Raw genomic sequence first — 17,678 nt, forward strand, 5'->3', positions numbered from 1 at the left:
TATGATGCTTAATCGTTCCAAAATGGCTGAACTGTTACAAAATCGCTTGAAAATGGCGGCAGGCGTATGCGCAGTAGCGGGGTTGTTGGTTGCTCCCGCGGCCTATGCCCACCACCACAATGCTGATAATGGCCATGAAGACCACGGGCAACACGGTAGCAGTGACCAAGACCACGGCGACAATCCGGCGGTAGCGGCGTACAAAGCCGCCAATGATCGCATGCATGAAGATATGTCGATGTCATTTACTGGCGACCCGGATGTGGATTTTGCCAAAGGCATGATTCCTCACCATGAAGGCGCCATTGCCATGGCGGAAATTGTTCTTGAGTACGGTGAGGACGAGGAGATCCGTCAATTGGCTGAAGAAATTATTGATGCCCAAGAGAGTGAAATCGCTTTCTTGCGCGAATGGTTAGAGCAACAGGGCCACTAAGCCGCGCCTAAACGCCTGCCGCCATCACCAACTACCCACAAAGACGCTAAAGAGGGTGCTATTCTTCCGGCTTAACTATTTTCCCCCTAACGAGGGTGATAAAGGAGAGCCGCGTGTCGGGTGTTATTTACTGGTTGGATATGGCGGGGGTGATTGTGTTTGCCCTTTCCGGGGTGATCTTAGCGTGCCGTTCGCGGATGGATCCGTTCGGCATGCTGGTGTTAGCCGCGGTAACCGGCATTGGCGGCGGCACCCTGCGTGATTTAGTGCTTGGCGTGCGGCCAGTGTTCTGGGTGACAGACCCTACCTACCTGTGGGTTATCCTAGCCACGGTGGGGGTCTCGCTTGTTGGGTTTCACTATATCCACCGCCTGTCCCGGGGCTTTTTACCCGTGGCGGATGCCTTTGGGCTGGCGCTGTTTACCGTTATAGGTACGCATAAAGCGCTGCTGTTGGGGTCGCCCGGCGTTGTGGCGGTGCTAATGGGAATGATGACCGGCGTAGCAGGCGGCATGATTCGTGATGTACTGGCACAGCGGGTGCCTATGGTGCTGCGGGAGGAGATTTATGCCACCGCCGCTTTGGCGGGTGGGGTTGTCTATGTGGCACTGCATACGCTTGGCGCGCCGCTCACGGCCACCATTGCGGCTTCCCTAATGGTGACGTTAGGGCTGCGGTTAGCCGCCATTCATTGGCACTTAGCGCTGCCTGTATTTGCCTGGGTGACGCTGCCGCCGAAAACCACCGATGCCGCCACGCCACTCTCCACCCCCGAAAAAGCCAAAGAGCGGGTGCGCATTATTCGTCGAGAGCGCACCCGCCGCTAGTTGTTGGTAGTTGAAGATTACCCCAGGCTCTGATCCCTCATGGCCTGGGAAAGCGCTGCGCTTCCCGCCAGCGCTCAAACCAGCGCCTTGGCTGCAGTATGCGCAGGGTGGGTTCGCTATCGACCAATTCGACGCCAACGCCGACTGACCCCAACTGTGCATACAGTGCGCCATTAGCGCTTTTATCTGCCAATACCACATCTGAAAGCAGTAGCAGCGGGCCGCCGGTGAGCGTTACATCCTGTAGGCTAATCTGCTCACCGTTAATGCGTAGCTGCGCGTTGCCATCAATATGGCGCACGTTTAACAACCGGCCTAGCCAGTCACTTTCTCGGGCGCGGGCTAGAAATAGCCTGGCCAACAGGCCGGAATCGCGCATGCTTAGGCGCAGCTGGCTGGTTAATCGAATCGGGTCATCCCACTCAAGCTGCGCTTCGTCCATGGCGAGCTGCACCCACCAGCCTGCATCCTGCGCACCTGCCTTGCTTTGCCGGAATACGTTTTCCAAGCGTAAAAACGAGTCATTGGCGGTAAAGCGTCGCGTTTCAAGGTCGCCCTCGGTGAGCTGTAAACGTAATGCCACATCGCCCCGCAGCTGTTGATCGAGCAGCGTCAACTCTGCACCAAAGGCGCGCAGATTGATCTCTCCCTGGGCAGTCAACCCCTCTAATAACCACTCGCTGGAGAGACTGGCCTGGCCCCCGAGTAGTTCGATCCCCGCATCTTCAGGCAGGTAGTGGTTATAGCGGGTGAAGTCGGGGACATCGGTAATAGGTAGGGCGATGCGGGTAGTGAAGTAACGGGGTTCAGGGGACGCCAGTACCTCACTAAAACGCTCGGTTTGGGTGGTCAGAGCAAAATGCCGGCCCTCCAGGTGGGGGCGCTCGTCGTCTTGGCGGCGAAGTGAAAAGCGTGGGATGCCGAGCGAAAGCTGCGCCTGCTCGGCCGTGTCGAGCTGCGCCGTTAACTCACCTCGTCCGGTGGCGAGGTAGTCTAAAAACGCGACTTCAAGCTGGTTGGCATTCACCCGTAGGCGAGTGGGGGCCTGTAGGCGGTTATCGCGAAACGCCCCTTGGGCAAATAGCTGCCCGTCACCGGAAAGGGCTAGGCCGTGGGCATCGGGAAGAAATGCATTTAAAAAGCCTAGCCGCTGTACGCTGCCTTCTAACGCAAACTGACCGCTAAGGGTGTCGCGGTTCTGGAAACGCCCTTCACGTAGCACAAGCGTGCTTTCTAAGCGCTCGCTGGGGGCTTGGGCATCGGCTATTTGCCAGCTTAGGCGCGACCCACTGATATCCAGCGCGGTGCCCTCTGTGGTTGCCCTACGGATCATTAGGCTAAGTTGAGCATCGCTTTCAAGCGTGCCGGAACGCTCATCGTGCTGCCATTGGGTGGTTAACTGCTCGCCTGCTAGGTGAATCTCTCCGTTTAACTCGGCCGTCGTAAAGGCAAGCGCGCCACGGCTAGCCGCTTGGCCGCTAAGTAGTTGAAGCGGTGCAGGGCTAGGCAACACGGAATCTAGGTAGTGTTGCAGTACGCTGATATCGGGTAGGCGCGCGTCCTCCCAATGTAGTTGGCCAGAAGCTTGCTCTTGCGCGTGTTCCGGGTCAATTGGGCTACGTGCTTCCAGCGTGATGTCGGCATCTGCCAACAGGGTTTGTTGGCGGTGGCTGAGCGTGGCATCGCTGAGTGCGAGCGTGGCAGTAAGGGATTCATCGGGGGAGAGCACTGCTGTTAGCGAGCCATCGCCCTGGGCGGAAAAATCAAGCAGCTCAGCACCAAGTGCCGGGGCTTGAACCTGAAGTGAAGCCTGGTAAGGCCGCGCATCGCGCAGGGTGGCGCTGGCCTCAATGTGGCCGCTCCCAGAGAGCTGTATTCCTTGGCCATCAAAGGTGTGTGCCAGGTAGCGGTCCAGCATATCCAAACGGGTGACGTTACCCTGAAGATCCATGCTTACCCCGGTGGGAAGGTCTAGCTGGTCGAGACGCTGGTTGGGCACGTGGGTGGCTAAACGTAGCTGGGTGTCGACAGCGTATGGGTGGGTGTCGGCAAGTACGACCTCGTTTAGCTGTGTTGAAAAATGCAGCTGATCAGCGTCTACGGATAGGTTTACCCGTCCTTCACCGCTGGCCGTATGACGTGGCGGTGGGGCGTCGGCAATTAGCCAGCGGCGGGTATCCTCTTCAGGGGGCTGCAGGCGCTGCTCGTCAAAGGTTAAATGCAGGGCGGGGGCGTCCAGTGTTAGGTGGCTGCCAGACAGGAATTCACCATTTGCAAGACTAAGCTCACCTGCTAGGGCGCCGCGGCCGTTCAGGGTTAGCCAAGGCAGCGCTTCTAAATAGGGCATGAACACGTCCCAAGCGTCTGCTTGGGCATTAATGGAAAGCTCTGCCGAAAGGGCGCTCAGCAGCGCAGCCGTTAGTTCATCTCGGGATTGTTGCGTAGTGACAACCGGCTCAAGGGTGGCATTTGCCTGAAGATGAATGTCACGCACCAGCGTTGCTTGGTCGCTTAAGCGCAGTAAGCGCCCTTGGGTGATATCCAACGATGCGTTGGGCACGGCGAGGGCGTCGCGGCTTAATTGGGTATTACTTACCTGCAGCTGGCCTTCGGCTTCCAGGGCGATATCGCCCACGGTCAGGCGACGAATGCCCTGTGCATCCAGCGCTTGAATATGTAGCTCGCCACGCAGCAGCGCCAGCAGAGAGAGGGAAAGCGTAGCCTGCTGTGCTTCCACTGTAATGGGGAGCGCGCTGTCATTCCGTGCTAGGTAGAGATTTTCCACCTCCCAACGCCCAGGGTGAAGGCTAGTGGCATCTGTCCAGCGGATTTCCACACCGTCAATCTGTGAGATGCGCTGGGGTAGCCACTGGCTATTAAGCAGCCATGTACTGCCTATTAGCCATGTTAAGGCGACCAACAGGGCGCTTAGCAGGGCGATAAGTAGCAGGCGCGGCAGGCGGCGCGGCGCATGTTTACTGTTCGTCATACGGGCTTCCTAGCAGATGACTCCTGTTGGCGCATGTTTTATGGCATTATGCGCGTCGTGGGGCAGTTATGGGTTTTCGATTTCAACGCTAGGCAGGCAGCAAAGCCATGTTCAAGGATTTTTACGCGCAGCGCGGAGAGTATGTAGTGATCTCTGCTGAGCAGGCCAGCCGTTTCGCTAAAGGCGTGGCCGGCGATTACAACCCGATTCATAACCCGGATGCGCGGCGTTTCTGCGTACCCGGTGACCTGCTGTTTACGCTGGTGCTGGTGAAGTTTGGGTTGTCGCGACAAATGGAATTTCGCTTCACCAATATGGTGGGCGCCGATACACCGCTGATGTTTAATGAAGTAGAAAATGGCGATATTCACGTCGTGGACGAGAGCGGCAAGTGCTATCTCCAAGTAGTGCGTCGCGGTGATGTTACCCAGGATAAGGCGGCGGTTGAAGCGTTTGCTCGCTGCTATGTGGCGTTTTCAGGTAAAAACTTCCCGCACTATTTGAAGCCATTGATGGAACAGCATGGGGTGATGTTTAACCCTAAACGCCCCTTGGTTATCTACGACAGCATGGGGTTTTGCTTAGAGCGCTTAGACGGTTTTGCGCCAGACCTAGCGTTAACCCGCTCATCCTTAGATGTGCAGGGCAAGCGCGCCGATGCGCTGCTGGAGTTTTCCATCGAATCGGCGGGTGAGGCCGTGGGTGTTGGCTCCAAAAAACTGGTTGTTAGCGGGCTGTGCGACTACGATGCGGCTGAAATGTCCGCTATCGTGGACGAGTTTTATCGTTTAAAGGCGGCCTACGAAGCCGCCTAAACGTTGTTAAGCGCTGTGCACTAGGCCACTACCGTGACGGGGCAGGGAGCAAGCTCAATGACTTTTTGGCTCACGCTGCCTAATAGCGACTCCTGAAGATACCCCAAGCCCCGTCGGCCCATTATGATCACGGGGCTGTCGGGGCACTGTTTAGCATGCTGAATAATGGCTTCCGCGCAGTGCTCAGCCTGTATAAGCTGCTCGGTCACGCCTGCTGGTACCTCGCCCAGGGCCTCACGGGTGCTGCGAAAGATCCGTTGCTCTTCGCTCTCACCGCTGTCCAGTAAGGGCTGTGACCCTGGGGGTTGGCAAAACAGCATCTCAACGCTGATATGACCGCTGCGTGCCAGGTCGCCTGCTAATTGCGCTGCCACATCGCTGTGGGACGAGCCATCTACCGGTAGTAAAATGCGTCCAATCCGCGCGGATTCTAGAATGCCAGCATCGGCATGGATAACCGTGACCGGCCCTCGGGCGCGGTGAACCACTGCATTACTCACGCTCCCTTTTAGCCATTTGCCCACTTCACTCAAGTGACGAGCGCCCATCACGAGCAAGGTCTTTTGATGCTGACGGGCGTGCTCCACAATGACGCGTTCCGGGTGGCTCACAAAACCATCATCGTGTAAGCGCGTCTCTTCTACGGTCAACGCCTGGGTAAAAGGCAGTGCCGCCAACTGGTGGCGGGCGGCTTGAAATGCATCGCTGGCTTTTGCATCCTGCTGGGCGCGGTCGTGGTCGTCGCTGATATTGCGGTTGCTGGGCACGTCGCTTAGCTCGGCAGGCTTGAGAGGCAGCACATGCACCAGCTGCAATGTTGCATCTAACAAGCTGGCTAGCAGGGCGGCGTGATGGGTGGCCGCTGTGGCTTCTTCCGAACTATCGACCGGCACCATCACAATGGATACGCGTTCGCTCATGTTTATAGCTCCTTGTGGTTAAGAGCGTAATCGTTATAGTCGATAGCCTAGCGCAGCCGCGTTTTAATATCAGCGTTAAGCGCGGTAAAGATTTGCAAGCCCGTTAACGCTAGCAGGTGCCATCAACGCCGCCACTGCGGTATTCTCAGCGATACCATTATAATGACAGGGTGCTCAGGCACCTTGCGCTGGACTCAATGAGGCTTTGCATGAACCGAATGAAAACGCTAACGCTTGCCTGTGCTGCGGCCACTTTAGCCGCCGCTTCCTTTAGTGCTCAGGCGCGTGACTTTCGCTTAGGCTTGATTACCCCCGCCCAGCACCTTTGGTCTACTGAAGCAGAAGCCTTTGCCGAAACGCTTAACGAGCGCTCTGGCGGTGAACACAGCGTTAGCGTTTATCCCGCCCAGCAGTTGGGCAACGAGGCGCAAATGGTGCAGCAGCTGCAAACCGGCGCGCTGGATATGGCCTTCTTGACCATTGCCGAGATTTCTAACCGTATTCCTGATTTTGGCGCGCTTTACGCCCCCTATCTGGTTGATGATGTAAACCACGCGGCGCGGCTGCTGCGTTCAGACGCTGCAGACGAACTGCTGGGGTTAATGCCGGAGGGTGTTGGGTTAATGGGCATGGGCTACGGCATGGTCGGTATGCGCCAAGTGCTTAGCCGCAGCCCTATTGAGCGTGCTGAAGATCTGCGTGGTCAGCGCCTGCGGATTACCCCTTTTGATCCGATTCGCGACTTTTATAACGCCGTAGGCGCGGCGCCTGCACCCATGCCACTGTTAGAGGTCTACGATGCCTTGGCGAATGGTCAGGTAGACGCCATTGATATGGACTTCGATTCGATCTTAATCCTGAAGTTTTACGAGCAGGCGGAAAACCTACTGATCTCAAACCACATGATGTTCCCCATGGTGGGCGTGGTGTCGGGTCGTGTATGGCGTGAGTTGTCCGAAGAGGACCGCGAGCTGATTGAAACCGCCATGGCTGAGCATCTAGAGAACGTGCTGGTCGGTTTTGAAGAGATGGACGCGGCCCAGGAAGAAGAGATCCGCGCGCTGGATATTAATATTGTTGAGGCCGATGCCGAATTCTTCTCTGAGGCGATTGCCGAGTGGGAAGAGGTGTGGGGCCCCAAAGCGCCGATGTTAGAAACTTTGCGTGAGGAAGCTGACCGGCTGCGTGACGAGTAGCACTCTATCAAGGGCCTTTAACCACCATGCTGCAACGCTTTTCTTTAGGGCTTGCCCGATGTGAAGAGATTACCGCCGCTGCGTTAGCAGCGGCGGTAACGTGTTTGATACTCATCAATATTGCGTTTCGCGCCTTGGGAAACCCGATTTATTGGGTAAGCGAGCTGGCGATTTACGCCATGATCTGGATGACCTTTCTGATTGCGGGGGCCGTGCTTAAGCGCCGCCAAGGTATCGCGGTAACACTGTTGAGTGACTTGCTGCCCCCCGTAGGCCGGAAGCTAATAGTGCTTTGGGTTGATGTGATGGTGCTGCTGTTTGCTGTGTTGCTGGTGTGGCTATGCTGGCGCTGGTTTCAGCCGCTTGCGCTTGCTCAGGCCGGGTTTGATACTCGCGCATTTCAGGGTCAAACCTTCAACTTTATTTACGCTGAGAATACTTCGACGATTGGCATTAAAAAATTCTGGGTATGGCTGATTGTGCCATGGTTTGCACTCTCGCTTAGCCTGCATAGTCTCGCCAATCTAGGGCAGTCACTTTTGTCCCTTAAGGCCCGCGTATGACCATTATCGTTTTTTTGCTGCTGTTGCTGGGGGCCGTGCCTATTGCCTTGGTGCTGGCTCTGACGGCTATGTGGTATATCCAGGCCTCCAACAATACGGTGCTGTTTGATTCCTACCCGCAACAGCTATTTAGCGCCGTTGAAAGCTACGGCCTGCTAGCGATTCCGCTGTTTATGCTGGCGGGAGAACTGATGAATGAAGGCGGGCTGACCAAGCGCCTGATTGCGCTGGCGCGTATTTTGGTGGGTGGTTTTCGTGGCGGGCTTGCCTACATTAACCTGGTAGCCAATATGATGATGGCGGCGATTATTGGCTCGGCCGCTTCGCAAATTGCCATTATGTCCCGTGCGATGGTGCCTGCTATGGAGCAAGAAGGCTATGACAAGCCCTACAGCGCGGCGATTACTGCTGCTGGGGGGCTGCTCTCGCCGATTATTCCGCCTTCCATGCTGTTTGTGCTGTTCGGGGTGATGGCCCAGGTGCCCATTGCAGAAATGTTTATTGCCGGGCTATTGCCAGGGTTGCTGCTAGGCGCAAGTTTTTTTGTGGTAATCGCTTTAGTGGGGGTTGTTCAGCAGTACCCAAAAGGTGAGTGGCCTAGCCGCCGTCAGGCGCTGCACGATGCGCTATGGGGGCTGCCTGCGCTGCTTATTCCGGTGATTATAATTGGTGGGATCTTACTGGGTATTGCTACCCCCACGGAGTCCGCTGCGCTGGCGTCGCTTGCGGCGTTATTGATGGGGCGTTTTGTGTATGGGGATTTGCGCTTTAAACAACTACCCGAGGTGCTGATCCGAACCGCGATTAATGCGGGGCTGGTGATTATGCTGATTGCTGCCGCAGGGGTGTTTGGTTGGGTAGTGGTTTATGAACGGCTACCGCAAATGGCAGCGGCGTGGATCGCCGCGTTCACCAGCGACCCCTTTGTATTCTTGTTACTGGTGATTGGGGCGCTGCTGCTGGTAGGAATGATCATCGACGGCATCGCCGCGCTCATTCTAGTCGTGCCCATTTTAATGCCCATTGCCCAAAGCCAGTTTGCCATTAGCCCGTATCAGTTTGGGGTGGTGGTGTGTTTAACCTTGGTCATGGGGCTGTTGACCCCACCCGTTGGCGCAGGGCTGTTTATTGCCTCTTCCATGACCGGTGCGCCGCCGCTGAAAATTTTCCGAGCGTTGCTGCCGTTTCTGCTGGCAACGCTCGTCACGCTAGTGCTATTAGCCTGGCAGCCCTGGCTAACGACCGGGCTTATTCAGCGTTAAGCCGCGCTGTCATTAAGCGGCATCACGTCGACCTCGACCTCTAACTGATGGTCACCGCCGCCGTTCATGACGCCTTTTAGTGGCGCAACGTCGGCGTAATCCCGCCCCCAGGCCAGCACCGGGTGCTGCTCACCGGGTACAGTACCGTTGGTGGGGTCTAGCGCTAGCCAGCCCCAGTCAGGAATCCAGGCGGCAAGCCACGCATGGGAGGCGTCCGCGCCAATCAAACGTGGCTGGCCAGGCGGTGGCTGGGTTTCCAGATAGCCACTAACGTAGCGCGCTGCCAGGCCTACGGAGCGTAGGGCGCCAATGGCTAAATGGGCAAAGTCCTGACAGACACCGCGGCGATTAGAAAGCACGTCGCTTAATGGGGTGGCGAGCGTTGTGAAGCTAGGGTCGTACTCAAAGGTAGAGTAGATCAGTTGGTTAAGCGCTAACGCTGATTCTATTAACGGGCGGCCGGGGGTGAAGCAACTGCGAGCAAAAGTCGCGAGCTCGTCGTTCCGGCGGATAAACGGTGAATCCAGACGGTAGAGCTGCATGTCGAACCGGTTGTCGCCACGCAGCTGTTCCGCGACCTGTTCCCAGGCGGGCGAGTGGGCGGGCAGTGGCCCCAGTGGCTGGGTGTTAAGCGGTGTGACGACGGTGACATCCAGGGTCTGATGAACCTCTTCCATGGCGAAGTAGAGCACCCGATTGCCGAACACATCTCGCCGCTCTGCCTGTACCTGGGGCATCGGGCTAATGATGAGTTCTGATGCACCGCACTGCTGGTGCAGGGTTTTGCGCGGCAGCACCCGCGCTTCACTATGGCACAGAGTAACCGGTGCGCTGTAGTGGTAGCGCGTGGTATGCCGCAGGGTGTAGTTCATTCGTCTGGCTCCATGCTGACTAATTGGCGCGGCCGCTCTACATGGCTGAAGTGGCTGTGGCTGATGGCATTTGATAGCGCACTGAGCGGGGCAATTAAGTCATCCAATAGCTGCTCCAGCGCCTCCTGCGCCCCAGGGGTGTCAGCAAGATGGTTCAAACGGTCGATGTCCGCTAGGTGCAGCGCCGCGTTGGCCTGAATCAGCAGTCGCCGCTCGGCGTTGCGGTAAGGCGATGAGCTGCCGGGCAGTTTGTCCATTTGCCGCTCAAGGCGTTTGAGCATATAGCCCACTGAACGGGGGTTCGTTTCATCAAAGAGCAGCAGGTCGAGAATTGCTTCTGGGTGCAGCTCGCTACGGTAGCGCCTTCGGTAAGCGGTAAAGTTATCGGTGGTGGCCAGCACGACTTCCCATAGCGCTAGCCCCGGCGAGTGTGGCGAATTAAGGGTGAGTTTAAGCAGCGATAAAAGGCCCAGCACCCGATCCAAAAAGCGACCGATATCCATAAACCGCCAACCGTAGTGATGGGGCATAGTTTCGTTGCATAGGCCAAAAAATGCCGCTAATTGGGCAGAAAGCCCCTCGCAGGCGCGCCTGGCAGCGCTAGGCGCAAGGGTTGGGCTTAAGCTGCTCATCTGTTGGCGTAGCTGGTGCGCTACCCGCCAGGAGTCATCGCCCAGGTGGTCACGCACGCTGCGGGCGTTACGCAGCAGTTGGGCAAACAGCGGCTGCAGCGCCTGTGGCTCTTGTTCACCAAACTGGGCTAACAATGCGGTGCTTTTTTGCGCAAAGCCAATGAGCGGCGGTTTGGCGTTTTCAGCGTCGCTCTCTAGCGTGGTGATCTCTAGTGCGAGTAGCAGCTCGTCGAGCAGTTGGTCAGCAATATCGTCCTGGTCATACTCCATGAGGCGCATCAGTGCTTCTCGCAGCAAACGTGCGCGGGCATCCAGGCGCTCACCGTAGCGGCCTAACCAAAACAGGCTTTCGGCGACACGGCTGGGTAGGTCGGTGCCGTCGCGGGTAGCGACCACCGGGCCACGGGCCTGACGAAGCTGGCTAACGTGGGGCTGTGGCGTTGTCGCGGTTACCCACACATCTTTTACCACCGGGCTACTGAGCGAAGGCGTACCAGGCGCGCCGACCCAGGCTAGCCCACCGGGCATCACATGGTAGTCGCTATGCTGTTGCCCTGGCATACCGACGCTTGCCGGTGTGCGGGAAACAAAGCAGCGTAGGTTCAGCGTGGTAGGAATTAAGCGCTGCAATTGGTGGTCAAACACGGGGGCGGTCGCAGGCTGTGTATCAGCGTTGGCGTTGGGAAGCAGTAGCGTCTCCCCCAGTAAATGCTCGCACAGTGCAGGCAGGTAGTCCGCAAGTTCCGTTAACTCAAGCGCGCCTACCCCAAGGGCATTCGATATAGCCACACCCCCGGTACGGGCGGCTTGTAACAGCCCCGGTACGCCAAGCTGTGAATCACCGCGAAGTTCTAACGGGTCGCAGTAAGCGTCGTCGCAGTGGCGCAGCACGACATCCACTGGCTGTAGGCCGCCTAAGGTGCGCAACCACAGCTTACCGTCGCGCACTACCATGTCCTGGCCTTCAGCGAGGTTGATGTTCAGGTAATTAGCCAAGTAGGCGTGTTCAAAGTAGCGCGGGCTGCCCGGCCCAGGGGTGAGCAGCACCACGCTAGGGTTATCGCGGTGCTGGTAGGCCAAAGCGGTTAGCGTGCGGTGGTACTTATCTAAAAAGCCTGCCAGCCGCTTTAGCGGCGCGTTGCGGTACATCTCGGGCAGCGCGCGGGCCATTAAAATACGGTTTTCCAGCGCAAAGCCGGTGCCGGAAGGTGCCTGCAAACGGTCGGCGATTACCCGCCATTGGCCTTCCGCATCTTGAATCACATCCACGCCGTGAAAGCTGATGGCGGGGCGGTCACCCGGCTGTGACCCGTGGCAGGGCAACAAAAAGTGAGGCGAGGCCAGAATGGCTTGGGTAGGCAAAAGGCCTGCGTCAAACAGCGTGCGGGAACCATAAATGTCTTGATACAGGGCATTGAGCAGGCGGCTACGCTGGGTGAGGCCAGTTTCTAGCGTTTGCCACTGGGCCTGATCGATTACCCACGGCAAGGGGTCGAGCCGCCAGGCACGTCCGTGGGAGTCATCGTGCATGTTGAAGATGACGCCGTTTTCCGCCAGCAGCCGCTGGATCTCTTCATGCTGCTGAAAGCGACCATCCGCCCCTAACGCTTCAAGGGCGCCGAGCAGATTCTGCCAACCAGGGCGTAGCTGGCCCTGGCAATCTAGCAGCGCATCAAAGGTGCCGGGCTGTCCCTTGCCTAGCTGATTAACGTAGTCCTCAACAAGCGCGGCCTTGCCGCGCAGAAGTGAGGGAGAGACAGGGGCCGTCATGATCCTTGTTGTCCTAAGCAGGTAAGGGGCGGATTATCCTGCAGCGCGTGTTGATAAGAAAGTATTAAGCACCAGTATATGAAAGACCATTAGCGTGGGTTCCAGCGCAGGTCTAGTGTACAAGGCAGTTCTTGGTTGGCCATTTCTGCGTTAGGTGCTTGAAAGCCATGGCGATGTCCGCTGTCGCTAAACCTTCCCAGGCGGCGGGCTTCTGCTTCAAAAGCGTTCACAGGAAAGGTGTCAAAACCACGGCCAGTGGGGTGCACCACATGGTATGTACAGCCTGCGACGGCACGCTGGTTCCAGGTATCAATCACGTCGAACACCAGTGGCGCATGGATGGGGATTTGCGGGTGTAGCGCCGAAGGCGGCTGCCAGGCGCGGTAGCGCACGCCAGCGACGGCTTCCCCGTTCCGCCCTGTCGAGGTAAGGGGTACCCGGCGACCGTTGCAGGTCACCAGGTAGCGGTCGCCGCTCATACCGTTAACCTTGACCTCGAGACGTTCAACCGACGAGTCCACATAGCGGGCGGTGCCACCATTGGTGGACTCTTCACCCAGCACATGCCATGGCTCAATCGCTTGGCGCAGCTCAATATTTAGCATGGGCGTACTCAGCCGCCCGTGAACTGGAAAGCGGAACTCTAAAAACGGCGCGAACCACTCAAGCTCAAAATCGAAGCCATGATTGCCCAGGTCACTGAGCACGTCGTTTAAGTCTTCCCATAGGTAGTGAGGGAGCATCCAGCGGTCTTGCAGGGCGCTGCCCCAGCGTATCGGTTTGGCACGATACGGCGTTTTCCAGCATCGGGCCACCAGTGCACGAATCAGCAGCATCTGCATGAGTCCCATGCGGGCATGGGGCGGCATTTCAAAGCCCCGTAATTCTAAAAGGCCCAGGCGGCCGCTATCGCTATCCGGTGAGTAGAGCTTGTCGATGCAGAACTCGGCGCGATGGGTGTTGCCGGTTAAGTCGGTGAGCAGGTGGCGCAGCAGCCTGTCGACTAGCCAGGGTTGAACTACCTCACCTTCGGGCATTTGCTGCAAGGCAATTTCCAACTCATACAGTGCTTCGTGGCGGGCTTCATCCACACGGGGTGCTTGGCTAGTGGGGCCGATGAACAGGCCTGAGAACAGGTACGAAAGACTGGGGTGGTGCTGCCAGTAGGTCACCAGGCTCGCCAGTAGATCAGGGCGGCGTAGAAATGGTGAGTCGTCTGGGGTAATCCCGCCCAGAGTGACATGGTTGCCGCCGCCGGTACCGGTATGACGGCCATCCAGCATGAACTTTTCGGTGCCTAGCCTAGCTTGGCGGGCTTCGTCGTAGAGCCGTTCGGTTTGGGCTACCAGAGTTTGCCAGCTGGCAGCGGGCATAATATTGACCTCAATGACACCAGGGTCAGGGGTGATCTGGAAGCTTTCCAGGCGTGGGTCCCGGGGCGGGGCATAGCCTTCGATCATCACCGGGCAACGCAAAGCACGGGCGCACTCTTCAATACTACTTAGCAGGTCTAAGTAGTGCTCAAGCTGGGTAAGCGGCGGCAGGAAGATGTGCAAACGCCCGTCCCGTGGCTCTATGCACAGGCTGGTGTGAATGACTTTGTGCTCGCGGTCGCCCTCGGCGTTAGGCTGTTGTTGAACGGCTTCACCTTCGGGGTGGCTGTGGCTGGGGTGTAAGCTTTGGCCCTGGCGCTCGGCGCTGGTGAAAAGGTGCTGTTCGGCGTTACGTCTGGCTACTTCACCATGGATGTCGCCGATCTCAGGACGGGGGGCAAACAGCGACTGGGGCTGTGGTTGATCTTCTGGGTCGGCCCAGGGCAACGCGGAAAGCGGCAGGCGCAGGCCCATGGGTGAGTCGCCGGGAACAAGGAAGAGATGGTCGCGCTTCAGCGGCCAGCGCCCGCTCTCCCAGCGGTGGTTGTGGGCAATGGAGTGGCGCAGAGGCAGGGCATAGCCCACTGCGGCGCCCAGGTCTTGTTCCAGCAAACGGGCCAAGCGCTGGCGTTCTGCATCATCTTTTAAGTCGGCGCTGTGGGGGTCAACGCTTACCGGAAGCGTTTGCTCTTTCCAGAGGTAGTAGTAAGCGTCCTCAAAGGCTGGGATCCAGTGGCGCTCTGCCACATCCAGGCGCTCGCTAAGGGCACGCGTAAATTGCTGGGCCATGGCGTCATCGACAACTACCTTCGGTGCGCCGTCCATACAGGCCAGCCATTTAGGGTCGCGCCACAGGGCCACGCCATCCTTACGCCAATAGCATGCCAGTGCCCAGCGGGGCAGTGGCTCTCCGGGGTACCATTTACCCTGCTGCTGTTGGATAACGCTGCCAGGGGCATAGGCGGTTTGTAGGCGGGTTAAGAGGGCTTCGGCACGCTCGCGTTTATGTTCGCCCAGGGCATCGGTATTCCACTGAGGGCTTTCCATATCATCGACGGACACAAACGTAGGTTCGCCGCCCATGGTCAAGCGTACGTCTTGGCGGTTGAGTTCGCTGTCCACCTGGTCGCCTAGCTGCAGAATTTGTTGCCACTGCTGGTCACTGTAGGGTTTGGTGACCCGAGGGTCTTCGTGGATGCGCTCCACGCGCATCTCCACATCAAAAGTGGCCTCACACTTTTCCGAAAAACCGGTAATCGCGGCGGCACTCCCGGTGGTGGGTGTAGCCGCAAGCGGGATGTGCCCTTCACCGGCAAACAGGCCCGAGGTGGGGTCAAGCCCGACCCAACCAGCACCGGGCAAAAATACTTCTGTCCAAGCGTGTAAGTCGGTGAAGTCGACGTCGGTGCCACTGGGGCCGTCCAGGGCTTTTACATCAGGAGTCAACTGGATCAAGTAGCCCGAGACAAAGCGTGCCGCTAAGCCTAAGTGGCGCAGAATCTGCACCAATAGCCAAGCGCTATCCCGACAGGAGCCGCTGCCAAGAGACAGGGTTTCTTCACAGCTTTGAACCCCAGGCTCCATACGTACTAGATAGCTGATGTCATGCTGGAGCCGCTGATTAAGGGCCACCAGAAAATCCACCGCGGTGGTTGGCTCCCGAGTCACCTCTTCTAGCCATTCAAGCAGGTGAGGTCCTGCTTCGGTCACTTCCAGATAGGGGCTTAGCTCGTTGCGTAGCTCTTCGGGGTAGGTAAACGGGATTTTTTGGGCAATATCATCCAGAAAAAAATCAAACGGGTTAATAACCGTCATTGGTGCAATCAGCTCGACGGCAATGGTTAGCTCTTTGCGGGGTTCGGGGAAAACCAGACGCGCATTAAAGTTGCCGAACGGATCTTGCTGCCAGTTTAGAAAATGGTCATCCCCCGAGATATTGAGCGAATACGCTTCAATGTGCGTGCGGCAGTGGGGCGCGGGGCGAAGGCGAACCACATGGGGCGATAATTGAACGGGTCGGTCAAAGCGGTACGTTGTGCGGTGATGCAAGGCAACGCGAATGGTCATGAGGCAGCCCCTAAAATAAGCCGTGTTCAACCGATCTAACGTTTAGCTAGCATCGGTAAGAAAAACAACAGTTAAAAAGTTAAGTAACAAAAGTATCGTTCCAGTTGATCTTTTTTGCAGCTGCAATATTGCGCTAGGCGTTTAAGAAGTGTGGAAAGTCGACTAAAACCCTTGGCAAAGCATTGCTTGCACTTTAATGGTGCTTTTTTTAGCCGTCGTTGTGGTAAAACACCAAAAAGGTGCGCTGATAAATGACTGAAAATTTAAGTCTCTTCTTATGAATTGCCTAAACGTTGAAATAACGCGAAAGATGGTACGTATTTTGCGTAATTACATGTGTAGTTAACTATAAGAGTAGTTAACTACATGAGTGGTTAATGTGTGTCGTTAGCTACGTAGATTGCGCGCGGCAGGCCTACACTAGGGTTAATGTAGATGTCGCTTCTACCCTTGCGCTAGGAGAGCGCCCATGAGCCAAGTGAATTGGAATAACTATGTGTGCCGTGACTTTTACGATGAACTGTTAGCGGCGCCAGGGCAGCCCCGTGCATCGGCAGATGAGCTGTGCAATATGCTGGCGCGGTTTAGCGGTGAAGAGCTAGCTGAGCGTAAAACAGCAGCGGAAATTGCTATTCGCACCATGGGAATTACGTTTACCGTGTATTCCGAAGGGGCGATGATTGATCGGGCTTGGCCGTTTGATATTGTGCCAAGGATTATATCCGCCAGTGAATGGCGCAAAACAGAAGCCGGGTTAAAGCAGCGAGTACAAGCGCTAAACCTGTTTATTGATGATCTTTATCATGACCAAAAAGTAATTAAAGACAAAGTGTTACCCGCTGAAGTGTTAGCCCAGTCGGTTAACTTTCGGCCCCAGTGTGTCGGAGTGAAACCGCCCCACGGGGTATGGGCGCATATTTGCGGGTCGGACTTAGTGCGTGGCGGAGATGGCACGCTTTATGTGCTGGAAGACAATCTGCGTATTCCCTCCGGTGTTTCTTACATGCTGGAGAATCGTAATGTGACTAAGCGCGTGCTGCCGGAACTATTTGCCTCGGGAAAGATTTTACCTGTGGATGACTATGTGTCCCAGCTTTATGACATGTTGGCGGCGATGTCGCCTCGCCCAGGGGATGACCCGCAAGTGGTTGTATTAACCCCCGGTATCTATAACTCTGCTTACTTTGAGCACGCCTATTTAGCCCAGCAAATGGGGGTTGAGCTGGTGCAGGGCAGCGATCTGCTGGTCGACGATGAGGATGTGGTTTACATGCGAACCGTCGAGGGGTTGCGCCGCGTCGACGTAATTTACCGCCGCGTCGACGATGAGTTCCTCGATCCAGAAGCGTTTAATCCCGACTCCATGCTGGGAGTGGCGGGCTTAATGCGCTCCTGGCGAGCGGGCAAGGTGGCACTAGCCAATGCACCTGGGGCCGGCGTCGCCGATGATAAAGTTGTCTATGCCTTTGTGCCTGACATTATTCGCTATTACCTGGATCAGGAGCCGCTGCTGCCCAACGTGCCGAGCTACCTGTGCATGTTTGAAGATGACCGTAAATACGTGCTGGAACATTTAGATGAGTTGGTGGTGAAGCCCGCTAATGAATCTGGCGGTTACGGCATGCTGATTGGCCCGCGCTCCACTAAAGAGGACCGTGAAGAGTTTGCCCGGCTAATTAAAGCCAACCCGCGTAACTACATGGCTCAGCCTACGTTAGCGCTATCAACTACCCCTACGCTTGCCAATGGCATACCACAGCCGCGCCATGTGGATCTTCGCCCGTTTATCCTGTCTGGACCGGAAACCCATGTTACTACCGGGGGTTTAACCCGCGTAGCGCTGGTGGAAGGCTCGTTAGTGGTGAACTCCTCTCAGGGCGGCGGTAGCAAAGACACGTGGATAGTCGAAACCGATGAGAACGCGGCGCCTGCCGCTGAGCTGAAAGGAGCCTAGCG

The 17,678-nt window shown here is 56.9% G+C and carries 12 protein-coding genes; 7 read left to right on the top strand and 5 right to left on the bottom strand.

Translation table 11 applies throughout. From position 1 onward, the window contains the following. Position 1 precedes the first annotated feature (1 nt). Positions 2–436, top strand: coding sequence for a DUF305 domain-containing protein (locus tag P8S54_RS15865; RefSeq protein WP_281442512.1), 435 nt, complete (start codon positions 2–4; stop codon positions 434–436). 113 nt (positions 437–549) lie between these two features. Further along, on the top strand, positions 550–1,263 hold the full coding sequence (locus P8S54_RS15870; protein ID WP_281442513.1) for a trimeric intracellular cation channel family protein: 714 nt from the start codon (positions 550–552) through the stop codon (positions 1,261–1,263). A 37-nt stretch (positions 1,264–1,300) separates the two neighbouring features. Here P8S54_RS15870 and P8S54_RS15875 read toward each other — a convergent pair whose 3' ends face one another. Next, positions 1,301–4,252 carry a hypothetical protein gene (locus tag P8S54_RS15875; protein WP_281442514.1) on the bottom strand — a complete coding sequence of 984 codons (2,952 nt, stop codon included), beginning with the start codon at positions 4,250–4,252 and terminating at the stop codon, positions 1,301–1,303. A gap of 107 nt (positions 4,253–4,359) precedes the next feature. Between P8S54_RS15875 and P8S54_RS15880 the strand changes: the two genes are divergently transcribed. Next, a complete protein-coding gene (locus P8S54_RS15880; protein ID WP_009100398.1) occupies positions 4,360–5,067 on the top strand; it encodes a DUF3581 family protein in 708 nt (235 codons plus the stop codon). A gap of 20 nt (positions 5,068–5,087) precedes the next feature. Here the strand turns inward: P8S54_RS15880 and P8S54_RS15885 are convergent, their stop codons facing one another. After that, on the bottom strand, positions 5,088–5,987 hold the full coding sequence (locus tag P8S54_RS15885; RefSeq protein WP_281442515.1) for a universal stress protein: 900 nt from the start codon (positions 5,985–5,987) through the stop codon (positions 5,088–5,090). Positions 5,988–6,196: 209 nt separating this feature from the next. Between P8S54_RS15885 and P8S54_RS15890 the strand changes: the two genes are divergently transcribed. The 3 genes from P8S54_RS15890 to P8S54_RS15900 are packed head-to-tail and all read left to right on the top strand — an operon-like array spanning position 6,197 to position 9,008. After that, entirely contained in the window at positions 6,197–7,183 is a 987-nt protein-coding gene (locus P8S54_RS15890) for a TRAP transporter substrate-binding protein (protein ID WP_281442516.1), read from the top strand. A gap of 26 nt (positions 7,184–7,209) precedes the next feature. Next, on the top strand, positions 7,210–7,746 hold the full coding sequence (locus tag P8S54_RS15895; RefSeq protein ID WP_281442517.1) for a TRAP transporter small permease subunit: 537 nt from the start codon (positions 7,210–7,212) through the stop codon (positions 7,744–7,746). Next, a complete protein-coding gene (locus tag P8S54_RS15900; RefSeq protein ID WP_009100406.1) occupies positions 7,743–9,008 on the top strand; it encodes a TRAP transporter large permease in 1,266 nt (421 codons plus the stop codon). The genes P8S54_RS15895 and P8S54_RS15900 overlap by 4 nt, the downstream gene beginning before the upstream one ends. On the opposite strand, the gene P8S54_RS15905 is transcribed toward P8S54_RS15900, so the two are convergent. The 3 genes from P8S54_RS15905 to P8S54_RS15915 all read right to left on the bottom strand — a co-directional run bounded on the left by P8S54_RS15905 (position 9,005) and on the right by P8S54_RS15915 (position 15,722). Beyond that, on the bottom strand, positions 9,005–9,880 hold the full coding sequence (locus P8S54_RS15905; protein ID WP_281442518.1) for a transglutaminase family protein: 876 nt from the start codon (positions 9,878–9,880) through the stop codon (positions 9,005–9,007). The genes P8S54_RS15900 and P8S54_RS15905 overlap by 4 nt on opposite strands. Continuing rightward, positions 9,877–12,282, bottom strand: coding sequence for a circularly permuted type 2 ATP-grasp protein (locus tag P8S54_RS15910; protein ID WP_281442519.1), 2,406 nt, complete (start codon positions 12,280–12,282; stop codon positions 9,877–9,879). Before P8S54_RS15910 ends, P8S54_RS15905 begins: the two co-directional genes overlap by 4 nt. A gap of 89 nt (positions 12,283–12,371) precedes the next feature. Next, complete coding sequence (locus P8S54_RS15915; protein ID WP_281442520.1) at positions 12,372–15,722, bottom strand: transglutaminase family protein; 3,351 nt, start codon at positions 15,720–15,722, stop codon at positions 12,372–12,374. 469 nt (positions 15,723–16,191) lie between these two features. Here P8S54_RS15915 and P8S54_RS15920 point away from each other — a divergent pair, with 469 nt between their 5' ends. Beyond that, the gene (locus P8S54_RS15920) at positions 16,192–17,676 is read left to right on the top strand and encodes a circularly permuted type 2 ATP-grasp protein (protein ID WP_281442521.1); all 1,485 of its coding nucleotides are present in this window, start codon (positions 16,192–16,194) and stop codon (positions 17,674–17,676) included. Positions 17,677–17,678: the final 2 nt, after the last annotated feature.

It is taken from the genome of Halomonas sp. M1, from assembly GCF_029581375.1.
In the GTDB taxonomy this organism is placed as follows: Bacteria; Pseudomonadota; Gammaproteobacteria; order Pseudomonadales; family Halomonadaceae; genus Vreelandella.